This window comes from Pilibacter termitis (assembly GCF_900167335.1).
Classification (GTDB): domain Bacteria; phylum Bacillota; class Bacilli; order Lactobacillales; family Streptococcaceae; genus Pilibacter; species Pilibacter termitis.
Genome location: NZ_FUXI01000017.1, coordinates 53,453 through 67,218 on the forward strand (window position 1 = coordinate 53,453; position 13,766 = coordinate 67,218).

At 38.1% G+C, this 13,766-nt stretch carries 11 protein-coding genes; 1 reads left to right on the forward strand and 10 read right to left on the reverse strand.

Annotation, left to right across the window (positions count from 1 at the left end):
* Positions 1-28 precede the first annotated feature (28 nt).
* The 3 genes from B5D30_RS07945 to B5D30_RS07955 all read right to left on the reverse strand — a co-directional run bounded on the left by B5D30_RS07945 (position 29) and on the right by B5D30_RS07955 (position 5,069).
* Positions 29-3,457 carry a pyruvate carboxylase gene (locus B5D30_RS07945; RefSeq protein WP_078807530.1) on the reverse strand — a complete coding sequence of 1,143 codons (3,429 nt, stop codon included), beginning with the start codon at positions 3,455-3,457 and terminating at the stop codon, positions 29-31.
* A gap of 95 nt (positions 3,458-3,552) precedes the next feature.
* Positions 3,553-4,782, reverse strand: a complete 1,230-nt coding sequence (locus tag B5D30_RS07950) for an FtsW/RodA/SpoVE family cell cycle protein (RefSeq protein WP_078807531.1) — start codon at positions 4,780-4,782, stop codon at positions 3,553-3,555.
* Positions 4,779-5,069 (reverse strand): Fpa/YlaN family protein, encoded by a 291-nt coding sequence (locus B5D30_RS07955; protein ID WP_078807532.1) that lies wholly within the window; start codon positions 5,067-5,069, stop codon positions 4,779-4,781. The genes B5D30_RS07950 and B5D30_RS07955 overlap by 4 nt, the downstream gene beginning before the upstream one ends.
* Before the next feature lie 281 nt (positions 5,070-5,350).
* Between B5D30_RS07955 and B5D30_RS07960 the strand changes: the two genes are divergently transcribed.
* Positions 5,351-6,568 carry a YdcF family protein gene (locus tag B5D30_RS07960; protein ID WP_078807533.1) on the forward strand — a complete coding sequence of 406 codons (1,218 nt, stop codon included), beginning with the start codon at positions 5,351-5,353 and terminating at the stop codon, positions 6,566-6,568.
* 55 nt (positions 6,569-6,623) lie between these two features.
* Here the strand turns inward: B5D30_RS07960 and purD are convergent, their stop codons facing one another.
* From purD to B5D30_RS07995, 7 genes are all read right to left on the reverse strand, one after another.
* The gene (purD, locus tag B5D30_RS07965; RefSeq protein ID WP_078807534.1) at positions 6,624-7,886 is read right to left on the reverse strand and encodes a phosphoribosylamine--glycine ligase; all 1,263 of its coding nucleotides are present in this window, start codon (positions 7,884-7,886) and stop codon (positions 6,624-6,626) included.
* A 124-nt stretch (positions 7,887-8,010) separates the two neighbouring features.
* Positions 8,011-8,946 (reverse strand): lactate/malate family dehydrogenase, encoded by a 936-nt coding sequence (locus B5D30_RS07970; RefSeq protein WP_078807535.1) that lies wholly within the window; start codon positions 8,944-8,946, stop codon positions 8,011-8,013.
* Entirely contained in the window at positions 8,943-10,016 is a 1,074-nt protein-coding gene (locus B5D30_RS07975) for an iron-containing alcohol dehydrogenase family protein (RefSeq protein ID WP_078807536.1), read from the reverse strand. The genes B5D30_RS07970 and B5D30_RS07975 overlap by 4 nt, the downstream gene beginning before the upstream one ends.
* 12 nt (positions 10,017-10,028) lie before the next feature.
* Positions 10,029-10,712, reverse strand: a complete 684-nt coding sequence (locus B5D30_RS07980; protein WP_078807537.1) for a methionine ABC transporter permease — start codon at positions 10,710-10,712, stop codon at positions 10,029-10,031.
* A gap of 39 nt (positions 10,713-10,751) precedes the next feature.
* On the reverse strand, positions 10,752-11,771 hold the full coding sequence (locus B5D30_RS07985; RefSeq protein ID WP_078807538.1) for a methionine ABC transporter ATP-binding protein: 1,020 nt from the start codon (positions 11,769-11,771) through the stop codon (positions 10,752-10,754).
* A gap of 139 nt (positions 11,772-11,910) precedes the next feature.
* Positions 11,911-12,774, reverse strand: coding sequence for a MetQ/NlpA family ABC transporter substrate-binding protein (locus B5D30_RS07990; RefSeq protein WP_078807539.1), 864 nt, complete (start codon positions 12,772-12,774; stop codon positions 11,911-11,913).
* A gap of 298 nt (positions 12,775-13,072) precedes the next feature.
* A complete protein-coding gene (locus B5D30_RS07995) occupies positions 13,073-13,642 on the reverse strand; it encodes a YiiX/YebB-like N1pC/P60 family cysteine hydrolase (protein ID WP_078807540.1) in 570 nt (189 codons plus the stop codon).
* Positions 13,643-13,766: the final 124 nt, after the last annotated feature.

Sequence of the window (13,766 nt, forward strand, 5' to 3'; positions counted from 1 at the left end):
TTGAGCATTGCTCTATTTCGACAGTATTTTATTGCTCTTTTAATTCAAGCAACAAGTCATTAGAAGAAACAGGTTCGTTTTCTGTAACGTAAACTTGTTCTACTACGCAATCAAATGGAGCAGTAATGCTCGTTTCCATTTTCATTGCTTCTGTGATAATCAACGGTGCATCTTTCTTGACGATGTCGCCTTTTTTCACTAGCACTTTTAGCACGGAACCGCTCATAGTAGCACCAATATGCTCACGATTGGTCGGTTCTGCTTTTTTCTTGACTAATACGTTTGTTTTGATGTTTTTGTCTTGTACGACAATTTCTCGACGTTGTCCGTTTAGATTAAAGAATAGTGTCCGTTTTCCTTCGATAGTTGGCTCGCCAATTTCATCAAGGCGAACAATCAGCGTTTTTCCTCGCTCAATTTGTACTTCAATGGTTTCACCTAATCGGATACCATAGAAGAATGCTGGCGTATCAAGGATACTGACTTCTCCGTATTCTTCTGCTTTCTTGACATAATCAAGAAATACTTGCGGATACATTAAATAGCTCAATACTTCTTCAAATTTAGGTGTGTAGCCGATTTTTTCTTTTAATTCACTGGCAACTTTTTCAAAGTCAACAGGTGGCACATTTTCTCCCGGTCGTGTGGTAAGTGGAGTTTGACCTTTCAAAATAATTTTTTGCAATTTCTCTGGGAAATTCCCAACAGGCTGACCTAAATCACCCATAAAGAAACTGATAACGGAATCTGGATAGCTCAATGTTTCACCACGCTCGTAAATATCTTCTTCCGTCAAATTATTTTGTACCATGAAAAGTGACATATCGCCAACGACTTTACTTGAAGGTGTTACTTTGACAATATCACCGAACATCATGTTGACATTGTGATACATTTCTTTAATATCGTCCCACTTCTCAGCAAGACCAACTGCTTTGGCTTGTTCCATTAAATTCGTATATTGTCCGCCCGGCATTTCATGATGATACACTTCCGTTTGCGGTGTCGTCAAGCCTTTTTCAAATGGAAGATAGAATTTACGGACATCTTCCCAATAATGATTGAGTTTTTGCACGTTTTCAATCGAAATATTTGGCTCACGCTCAGAATCTACAAGTGCATAGTAGAGCGAACTCATAGACGGTTGTGACGTTCCGCTAGAAAGAGCACTCGTTGCCACGTCTACAATATCCACTCCTGCCTTGACCGCTGCTGAATAGGTGATAATCCCATTTCCACTCGTGTCATGCGTGTGTAGATGAATTGGCAAGTCGGTAATATCCTTTAATTCTGAAATCAAGCGATATGCCGCTTGAGGTTTCAAAAGTCCCGCCATATCTTTGATTGCCAAAATATGAGCACCACTTGCCTCTAGCTCTTTTGCTAAGTCTTTATAGTATTGTACGTTATATTTCGTGCGATTTGGGTCGTTAATGTCACCAGTATAACACATTACCGCTTCAGCAATTTTCCCGCTATCACGCACTGTCTGGATAGAACGAGTCAGCTGTGGCACCCAGTTTAGACTGTCAAACACACGGAAAACATCAATTCCTTGTTTGGCACTTTCCTTGATAAATTCTTCGATGACGTTGTCAGGATAATTTTGATACCCGACTGCATTTGACCCTCTAAAGAGCATTTGTAAAAGCGTATTTGGCATTAATGAGCGAATAATCCGCAATCTTTCCCAAGGGTCTTCTCCTAAGAAACGATATGCCACGTCAAATGTTGCCCCACCCCACATCTCACTTGAAAACAACTCAGGAAGTCCTTTTTCCGTCAATTTCGCAATTTGTTTAAAATCAGTGGTACGAACTCTTGTCGCAAGTAAACTTTGGTGAGCATCTCGGAAAGTCGTATCCGTTAGCAACACATGGTCTTGATCTTTCACCCATTCTGCAACGGCATCTGCACCTTTACTATCCAAAATATTTTTCGCCGTCAAAACATTTTCTTTTACAATCATTCCCTCTGGCAAGCGTGGTGTGTCAAAATAAGGTTTCTCAATTTTATCCACCCCGGGATAGCCATTTACGGTAATGTTGCCAATGTATTTCATTGTTTTATTCCCTCTATCACGCACACGAGAAAACTCAAAAAGTTCGCTTGTGTTGTCAATAAAGGTCGTTTTCGCATCTCCCGTTTGGAAAATAGGGTGCTGAATTACATTTTGCATGAATGGAATATTTGTTTTCACTCCACGAATACGAAATTCTTTCAAACATCTCGTCATCATGCCGATCGTGCTTTTGAAATCACGTCCATGCGTACACACTTTTACCAAAAGCGAGTCGAAAAACGGTGTCACTTCATAACCTGCATAGGCATTTCCGACATCTAAACGCACACCAAAGCCACCCGGAGAGCGATAGGTGTCAATTTTTCCTGTGTCAGGCAAGAAACCATTCGTAGCGTCTTCCGTTGTTACACGACACTGGATTGCTACCCCACTTTTCTCGATATTTTCTTGAAGTGGCACACCGATTTCTTTATGCAAATCAAGCCCTTGTGCAATCAAAATTTGACTTGCTACAATGTCAATTCCTGTAATCATCTCGGTAATCGTATGTTCTACTTGCACACGAGGGTTGACCTCGATAAAGTAGAAATTTTCACCTTCCACTAGAAATTCAACTGTTCCAGCATTGACATATCCCACGTGTTTCATCAAACGAGTAGCACTTTCGCAAATTTCTTGGCGAAGATTTTCGGATAAATTCACACTTGGTGCGATTTCTACGACTTTTTGGTGACGACGTTGAACCGAGCAATCACGCTCATACAAATGTACCACATTTCCATGCGTGTCCCCTAAAATCTGCACTTCGATATGCTTAGGGTCGGAAATGTATTTTTCCACGTAAATTTCATCACTACCAAATGCAGCTTTTGCCTCGGATTTTGCTCGTTCATAACCGTCACGTGCTTCAACTTCATCACGTGCCACACGCATACCACGACCGCCACCACCAAGAGCTGCTTTAATCATGATAGGATAGCCATATTGATTGGCAAAAGCAAGCACACCGTCAATGTCCTCAACCGAGCCATTGCTACTTGGAATCGAAGAAAGTCCAGCCTCAAGGGCTGCTTGTTTCGCTTTGATTTTATCGCCAAAAATGTCCAAATGGTGCAACTCAGGTCCAATAAACACGAGATTTTCCTCTTGACAGCGACGTGCAAAATCAATGTTTTCACTTAACAAACCATATCCCGGATGAATGGCATCTGCTCCACATTCGTGAGCTACTCGCAAAATATCCTCAATGTCTAGGTAGGCTTCAATCGGTTTTTTGCCTTTTCCGATTAAATACGCTTCATCTGCTTTGAAACGATGAACGGAATATTCATCTTCCTGTGCATAAACTGCAACAGTTGAGATATTCAATTCTGCTGCTGCACGAAATACTCGAATCGCTATTTCACCACGATTTGCTACTAAAATTTTCTTCATACGTTACCCCCTAAGTTTATGGGCATCTCTAAAAACTCGCTAATTTAGTCTTAAGCAGAGTTTTTAGAGTTCCCTTATTTATTAACACAAGAAAATCAATTGTACCCTTGATAACCTTGCATTCTATCGAAATACTCCATTTCCGCCTGTTGTTCAAGTCGAAGTCTCGCCTCGTCTGCCGAGACGTTTAAGACAAACGCTACTGCCACGCTTAAAACGAACAGACTATTTCCTCCTTGCGAAAGAAATGGAAATGTAACACCTGTTGACGGAATTAAACCTGTAATTCCACCGAGATTGACAAAAGTTTGCATAAGTAGCATGACCGCAAAACCAATTGACATCATTGCGTTAAATGGTTTTTGAGCACGTATTCCTACAAGAAACATTCGAGCAATCATAAAGAACAAAACAATTAATATAATTATTGAGAAAATCAAACCGAGTTCCTCTATTGTAATCGCAAAAATAAAATCAGTGTGTGCCTCGGGTAAATACCCTTTTTTCTGAACGCTATTGCCTAGTCCTAGTCCAAATAACCCACCATTGTGCATAGCATAATAGGAATTAGCGAGCTGAAGTCCGCTTTTCCTAAGAACATCTGGGTTAAATGTATCCGCCATTGCCTCAAAACGACCGTAAATATAAGCAAATTTCTTCGGGAATATATGCCCTTTCGTTTGAACGACTAACTGCATTCCTGCCACACCTGAAAGGATAATGCCAAATATCGTTAGATAAGCATATCGAAAGCTAATGCCACTTGCCAACATAACTGCTAAAGCCGTCAGTGATAAAATCACCATATTTCCCATATCTGGCGTAATGACAACCAAGCCTAAAAGCACGATTAAAATAAGAAGTGGCTGTTTAAATCTTTGCCAACGATGTTGTGCTATTCTGTCTTGATTTCCCGCAAATAAATTGCTTAAAAACCAAACAAATAGTATTTTCAAATACTCTGCTGGCTGTAAATTCCCACCTACTGGCAATTTTATCCAACCTTTTGCACCATTTATAGTTTCTCCAAATAACAATGCGTAGACAAGCATACAAAATACAACCAACATCAAACTATTGAGCAATCTTTTTTTTGTAAAAATCGTAACTTTCATGTGATAAATGAGGAAAATAAAAACCAAACTCATTCCCCACCAAACCGCCTGCATGGTAACAGATTGCAATGGCGATTTCCCTGCAATTAATTGCCCATAACTCGTTGAGCTATATACCATAATCAAACCGATAATCACGAGGAAAATATACGGAAGTAAAATCGAAAAGTCTAAGAAATGACTTTTGTGTATTTTTTTAGGCGAGTTCATTCCGCTCCCTCCTCGTCCAATGTATCCGCTACTTCTGTATAAAGCATATTCAACTCACGTTCAAGTCCGCTTAGAATTTCTTGCCCCTCGTCCTCAGTTAAAAAACCAATGCGTACAGCATACATTACTTCACGTGAAAAACCGTACATTTGAGTGTCAACGACTTCCTCAAATGCTTTGCATTGTGCAATACAAAGTGCATAAGTTTGTTGTTTAATTAAGTTTTTTATTTTATCAGCATCTGCCTGTAAAAGCTCTAATGCCTTGGTTTTTAGTTGTATATCCATTCTTTTCTCCTCCTGAGGATAAGTTCATTTATTCATTCTAATGCACCTATTATAGCATATTGTAAGAAAGAAAATAGAAGTTTCCAACTAAGAATGAAAATTTTTTTGAAAATTTTTCCATAAATATAGAAAATGCCGAATATTTATGAATCGGAAAAGAAAAAATTCTCGCTAATTCTAAAAGATAAGAAAAGAGAATTTTCCTATTCTGTGGTATTCTTTATAGGGTACTTCTATTTTAGAGGTACCCTTGAGATAAAAACTACTTTGGAGGGATAAAAATGCTTGGCTTTGCCATTGATTTTCTATTAGTTCTTATTTTTATTGGACTACTCGTTTCTATTATTCGCAAACGAAATAAATATCCTTATAAAAGTCTAGGTATTTGGTTTATTACCTCACTTTTTATTGATACGATTTTAACGGCTATTTTTACCAATTATAGCAAAATTTTACTTGTTATTTCATTTGTAGCACTTGTCTGTATTTGGTTGGTCACTTATCGCGTGATTTTAAAAGACAAACGGCGACTTTTAATCGGTTTTTTGTTCAATGTTAGTTTGGTGGCAACACTTAGCTATATTTTACTTATCGGAATAAGCCTTGCTACTCCGCTAATGATTGGTATGTTACTTGTTGTTGGCTTGAGTTTTTTCATCACGATTACTTACGGAGGATATGCCTTAATTTTGTTTTTCCTCTGGAACGCACGAGTGGTGCTAAAAAAAGAAAGTCGCTCATTTGCCAATATGCTAACGTTATTTTTAGGGATATTTGGATTATTTTTCTTACTTGGAGGCTGGGTAAATGACTTGCTTCAAACAGAGTCGCTTTATTTTTATATTTATTCCTGTGTTTTTTGGATATTTGGTTATTATTTCCTCTGTTTTTGTACGGTATTGAGTAGCACAATTCTCTTCAACATTCTCAAACCTAAGATGAACAAGGATTTTCTAATCGTCCTAGGTGCTGGATTGCTTGACGGTGAAAAAGTTTCCCCACTTCTTGCAGGAAGAATTAATCGAGCGATTCAATTTATGAATGAACAACTGACATTAACTGGCAAACAGGCAATTCTTTTGATGAGTGGCGGACAAGGTGGAGATGAGAAAATTCCTGAAAGCGTGGCGATGAAACATTTCGCAATGGAGCAAGGTGTAGCGGAAAAAAATATTTTAACAGAAGAAAAAAGCACTACAACTTTAGAAAATCTTCGGTTTTCAGATGAAATCATGCAAGAGAAAAAAGGTGCGAATTACGAAAGTAGTTTTGTTAGCAATGAATACCATATTTTTCGTGCAGGACTTTTCGCTCGAAAACTCGGTATGAAAAGTGACGGTCTTGGCTCTAAAACAGCAAGATATTACTTGCCAAATGCTTTCATTCGTGAATTTATTGCGATTGTCTTAATCAATAAAAAACGACATTTAATCATTAATGCACTTATTGTGCTATTCCTTATCGCTAATGCGGTATTGAAGGCATTTTTTGTTCGATAAGAAAATAAAAACCGATAGATTTTTTTAACTATCGGTTTTTATTTTTAGGATACCTCTAATAATACAACGCTTTTTCTCCAATATCCTTACGATAAAAAAGATGCTCTAAGTTTAATTTTTTCAAATCTTGATAAACTTTTTCACGTGCGTCTGTAACGTTCTCTCCTGTCGCCTCAAGCAATAGCACACGTCCGCCGTTGGTGATGAGTTGCCCGTTTTTTTCGCTTACACCTGCAAAAATCACCGAGCTTTCTTTGAGCGAAGAAAAATCTGGCAAAGCAAAACCATTCTCATAATTTCCCGGGTAACCGTCACTTGCGACTACTACGCCAAGCGTTATCCCTTCTTTTTTCCAAGTAATGACAGGTTCACGTTTTTCCAAAATATCTAGGATAATTTGAGCGAAGTCACTAGTCAATCTAGGCAAAACTACTTGAGTTTCAGGGTCGCCAAAACGTGCATTAAATTCAATCACTTTCGCACCTTGCTTAGTCGCAATTAAACCTGCGTATAAAATTCCTTTGAAAGACTTCCCTTCCGCAACAAGTCCTTTCGCAGTCGGCTTGACAATCTCCTCTACTGCTTTTGCCACCATTTCCTCTGGAATCTGTGGCACTGGAGCATATGCACCCATACCTCCTGTATTCGCACCTTTATCACCGTCAAACGCACGCTTGTGGTCTTGAGAAATGACCATTGGATAAACTTTTTCACCGTCTACAAAAGAAAGCAACGAAAATTCTTGCCCTTCTAAAAATTCTTCAACAACCACTCTTGCACCGCTCGCACCGAAAACATTGTCCTCTAGCATATCTACAAGAGCCGCCTCTGCCTCTTCAACAGTTTCTGCTACAACTACACCTTTTCCTGCTGCTAATCCGTCCGCTTTTACCACAATAGGTGCCCCTTGTGCGTTGACATAGGCTTTCGCCAAATTCAAGTCGGTAAAAGTTTGATGTTTCGCAGTTGGGACATGGTACTTATTCATCATTTGCTTGGCAAAATCTTTTGACCCTTCAATTTCAGCGGCAGCCTTGCTTGGTGCAAAAATCAATAGCCCTTCTTTTTCAAATTCATCTGCAATCCCTGCAATCAAAGGAATTTCTGGACCAACAAAAGTGAAAGTAATTGCATTTTCCTTGGCAAAAGCGATTTGCTTGGAAAAATCTTTCTCAGCAATCGGCACAATCTCAATCCCGTCACGTGTCATTCCAGCATTTCCCGGTGCAACAAAAACTTTCTCTACTTTATTAGACTCTAAAAACTTCTTCGCAATTGCGTGTTCACGACCGCCAGAACCAATAACTAAAATTTTCATGGTATTCTCCGTTTTTTTGTTAGATTTTCTTTCATTATAAAGGATTTTTTAGAGAAATGCTTGTGTTTTTTAGATGATTCCTATTATTTTTGTTTTAAATGTTCGGTAATCGCAAAAGACTCTCTCAATTATTTTCCCCCTTGCTATTCCACCTTTCAATCATAAAACCTCCTTTTTGAATAACCGAAATAGATTGAGATAATCTCTTGTTTTCCTTACTTGTCAATTGAAGTTTCACTCGCTCACCTACACCATTTCTGGAAAGTCTGCAAGGATAAGAATAATAACATTCCATTTTTTTATCATAGTTAGAAACCGGTACAATAACTTCTTTTGTAGAGTTTAACACTTCAATTAAATAACTTGCTGTCGTAGCAATCCCATAAGAAGTATAGTGTTTTCCTGTCAAAATTCGCCACCCTCTTGCTTTGGTCGCAGTTTCATAATCTGTTAGTTTTTCTGGGTAAAGCTCGCTAATTTTTCTACCTTTTAGCAAAATCTGACTCCATGCAGGAAATTGACTTTCCCCATGTTCACCTAACATTAAGGCACTCACTTCTCTTGATTGAACACCTAAATCCTCTGCAATAATATTTTTTAGCCGATTGCTGTCAATGACACAACCTGAACCAAATATTTTTTCCGTTGGATAATCTAGTAATTTCTGCAAATACGTTGTAATCACATCATTTGGATTGGTGATAACAAGAATTATCCCTCGAAAACCTGAATGTTTGATTTTAGGGGCAATTTTTTCAATCATTTTATGCGTTTGTCGCAATTCACTTGTTCTATCGACATTTTTTTCTAATAACACCTCGATTTTTCCAAGACTGATAATCAACAAATCTGCGTCGACTAATTGTTCGTAGTCTTGAGTGAAAATTTTCGTTTTTTTAGAAAGTGGCACTTGAGCATCTGTTAAATCAAGTGTTTCCGAAAGTGTTCGCCGTTCATTTTCATCAATCAAGACTATTTCTTGGCAAATAGATTGAAGAACCAACCGATAAGCAAGTGTAGCACCTACATTTCCAATTCCAATAATCCCTATTTTTTTCATAACTCCTCCACTTTTTCAATCGCACAAATCAATTCCTCTGCTGTTATATCTGGTTTTATCAAGCGAAACGTTTCTTTTTCGCTCACAGCAAATGCAGCAATTTTTGCTAATTCCGCTCTGTTTTCTATTTGCAAATGAAGTGATTGAAGTGAGGTAGGTAAATCAAAGTGCTTGAATAGTTTTTTCAAACGCTTGATTTCATCAAAATCTTTCTCTACTGCAAGTTGAACCAAAATGCCGTAGGCAACTTTCTTTCCATGCAAAACACTATGTGTATTTTTTACCAAACTAAGTGCATTGTGAAATGCGTGTGCTCCTGCTACTCTGCCGTATTCGAGTGCAAAACCTCCAACACTTCCAGAAAGGGCAATAATCGCATCAACGACTTCTTGAAACTCCTCATTCACTTCGTTTTTTCTAAGAGCAGAAATCGCTCCTTCTGCCGAAGTGTTTAAAATTTCTAAAATCACTTTACTTGTAGCAAAGCCAAGTTTGGCATAAGCGGGCGTTCGCTTGCTCGTTGCTTGCAAAATCCCTCGTGCCTCATAATATTTTGCATACGTGTCCCCAATTCCTGCGAGAAAATAGTCAAATGGTGACTTGCTTAAAAGAGTGTAATCCACCAAAACAAACTCAGCAATTCGAGAAAATGGAGTAAACTCAATAAATTCATGCGTTTCTTGTGTATAAATCACCGCAAGTGGTGTACTCGCTGCACAATTTGAAATAAGTGTCGGAATGAAACCGAAAGGAATATCAAGCAAATGAGCCGTCATTTTGACTGTATCAGCAATTTTCCCGCCACCAATACCGATGATAAAATCAGCGTTTATTCGCTTTAATTCTTCCGACAAACGTGTCGCATCTTCCCAACTACACGTCTCATCATAATAAAAAACTGGCAAATACTGATATTCTGGTGCATAATCAAAAAAAGCTTTGGAAGATTGTTTGCCTGTAATAATTACCGCTTGTCTGTAATTTTCAATTTGCTCTGGTAAATGATGTACCGCCTGAAGTCCACCGTAATATTGATTCACTCCTGCACGAACCGCCTCTTGAATAGCCATATTGCCACCTCGCTAAATTTTTCTTCCTCTCAACGTCCATTTGACTAATAAATTCCCGATAATTTGCGTGATAAATACAATGATTAACACCAAAACTAATGATAGCAACGTCACATCGTCACGTCCTCGCTGGTATCCTTGTTGAAGTGCCATTGCTCCAAGACCGCCACCACCAACAGTTCCCGCCATTGCTGTCAAACCGATTAGATTGATCACTGTAAAACTAGAGGCACGAATAATCGAAACCAAACCTTCTTTTAAATAGACGAATAAAATAATTCCTAAATTGCTCTCGCCCATAGATTTTGCCGCCTCAATCACACCGCTATCCACCTCAAGTAAAACATTTTGAATTTGTCTTGCAAAAAATGGAATCGTACCAAGTACGATAGGCACCGTCACCGCCTCTGTTCCAATACTTGTACCAACCAAAACACGTGTAAACGGCATGATAACAGCAAGTAAGATGATAAACGGAATGGAACGACCAATATTGACAATTTTGTCTAAAATGCTATATACAATTCGATTCGGTTGTAAACCGTCTTCGTCTGTTATTAATAAAATAACACCTAAAATCAATCCTAAAATTCCTGCGATCACTCCAGAAATACACGTCATCGCTAATGTTTCCAATGTCGCTGTACCAAACTCCTCCCAGAGTAAACTAGCGTTTGGGAAAAATTGTTCAATCATTTGAATTACCCCTTAATAATATTTTTTTGTTCTCTTCGCTCAAGTTTTTTTATTTATTTTTGTAATTGTTACGTCTTGTTCTGCTAAGTATGCCTCTAGTTCGTTTAGCTCAACTTTTCCTTCTAACGTTACAAAAAGCGTGCCAATCATTGTTTCTTGTAAAAACTCGATATTACCATACAAAATATCTGCCACAATCCCAAATCGTTTGTAAATTTCCACGATAATCGGGTCTGCAGTATGTCTACCTGAAAATTTCAGTTCGTACACTTGTTCTTTTGTATGTGAAAGAATTTTCTTTTCCGCCTGCTCAATATGCGTTGCCGTACGAATGAAATCACGTGTGAGTGCTTGTTTTGGCTGATTGAAAATATCGACAACATTTCCGCTTTCGATAATGTTTCCATTTTCCATAACAGCTACTTTATTACAAATCTCTTTGACCACCTGCATTTCATGCGTAATAATAACAATTGTAATCCCTAATTTTTGATTCACTTCTTTTAGCAATTCCAAAATGGAAAGGGTTGTCTTAGGGTCTAAGGCACTTGTCGCCTCGTCGCAAAGCAAAATTTTCGGGTCATTGGCTAACGCACGAGCAATCGCTACACGTTGCTTTTGCCCACCTGAAAGCTGAATTGGATAACTATTTTTCTTATCTAAAATCCCCACCAAATCAAGTAATTTTTCTACTTTTTCTTCTTTTTCAGCTTTAGAAAGTCCGCTATTTCTCAAAGGAAATGCCACGTTATCAGCAATCGTTCTACTTGCCATTAGGTTAAAATGTTGAAAAATCATACCGATTTTCTTGCGTTCCTTGCGTAATTCTTTTTGAGAAAGCGACAGAAGATTTTTTCCGTCAACAATTACTTCACTCGACTTATCTGTCGGGTGTTGCAAAAGATTGATAATGCGAACAAGCGTTGACTTTCCAGCACCTGAATAGCCCACAATGCCATAAATATCTCCACTCTCAACTTCTAAAGAAACGTTTTTCACCGCATGAACTTCTCGATTTTTTTGCTTAAAATGAACTGAAATATTTTTTAAATGAATCATTTTCTCATTCTCCTCTTCATACAAATGATTTATGTATTTAGAGTACCTTTAAGGCACCCTTTAAAAAAATCGCATGAAATTCTTTATCTGAACAAAAAATTTCATGCGAGTATTGCTTGTTTTAATCAAGTTGTGAAGACTACCAAGCGGGCATATCATTTGTTTTTTCGATTAATTTTGCCACTTCTGGTGTTTGATAGGCTTTCACAATTGTTTTGAAATCTTTTTTGTTTTCATCTTCTTTACGAGCAGCGATAACATTTTTGTAAATATCGTTTACTTTTTCTAAATGGTCGGTGTCAATGTAGAGTGCTGCTTCTCTTGGTGTAGTATTCAGCTGATCGTTTACAAAATTTGTATTAATCGTTGCTGCTGTTACATCTGGTAAAACTGAGGCGATTTGGTCGGCTTGAATTTCTTTGATTTCGATTTTTGTATTGTATTTTTCAATATCCTTAACCGTTGGCGATTCTGGTGCATCTTTTTTCAGTGTAATAACACCAATCGCATCTAAAAGTTGCAACGCACGACCACCGTTTGTCACGTCATTTTGAATGGCAACTGTATCTCCGTCTTTCAAATCTTTATAAGACTTGATTTTTTTCTCAGCATTTTTATAGTCACCTGTACTTCCTTTTTCAATACCTGAGTACAAACCAAATGGTGAAATGAGTGTAAATGCGATAGGGACTAAATCCTCACCATTTTCCTTGTTGAAATTATTCAAGAAAGCAACGTGTTGGAATGAGTTCAAATCAAGCGAACCGTCAGCAAGTGCTGGATTTTCTTCGGTATATCCGCTGAAAATTTTCACGTCAATTTTAATTCCGTCTTTTGCCACTTGTTTGCCCACATATTTCCAAATTTCTTTTTGTTGCTCCGTCGTTACTCCGACAACATATTTTCTTTCTTTAGAGTCTGAGCTTTTGCTCCCTCCACAACCTGCAAGTACAAAAACTGCCGCTGCTGCTAAAACAATAAAACTAAATAATTTTTTCTTCATTTTAATTCTCCTTGTAAAATAGATTATAGGAATGACCTCTGGAAATAAGTATATAATAAAACAAGTGAAAATAAAAAGAGTTTAGTGATAGATGTTTTCTATATCCATGCGAGAAGTTTTTTTGCTATTTAAAGGTAGCTTAAGGGTACCTCTAAAAACTCACGCTTACCCAAAATTGCTAGTTTTCCGATTTTCTTCGTCAATCTCCTCAACCTATGAACCACATAGCTTTCGTCGATTTCCTCGAAAATCGAAAAACTAGCTAATTTTGGCTTAACCGGAGTTTTTAGAGGTCCCCTTAAAATAAATTTTCTACTAGCTCCAAATAAGGTGATTGATACAAATTGTTTGGATTGCTCCCAAGTGCATGAAGTGGCACTTCCATATCAAATTTTTTGTAATAATCTATCCAAAACTCCGAAACTTCACCTTTTGCATTGCTAAAAGAAAGCGGAACTGGTGGAAAAAGCGAATGATTTTCACGATCAACAAACGCATATTGCACAAGCTCCGAACAATAAAACTCCTCATTTTCGGGGAGAAAAGTAAAATTATAACTTCGCCCAAGCACACTTTCTATTCGAGAAATTGCTTGAGGGATAGTGTATTGATAAGGAGATTTCAAACGTTTCACCGCAACGATTGCCCGATTTCCCTGCTGCTCTGAACAAGCCAAAAATTGATCTAACGGAGTTTTTACCACACCAGAAATGTTCGCCTCAAGGACAAAAACATCTTCATGCTCCTTTTTCGCTACTCCAACGTGCGTAAAATTAGGTTGTCCACATTTTTCCGTCACTTCTTGAATCCCTCGCCCTAGCTCCTCCAAATGATCTATTTGAAAAAGAATATCGCCAGTTTGTATCATGATTTCCTCCCTTTTCTTTGTCTAGCTATGAGGGGCAGGAGTTGGGTCGCTGTTCGCTACAGCACTGGAAACTGCGTTTCCAGCAAGTAAATGCTGTGGCTCACTACGACAAACTCCTGAACGC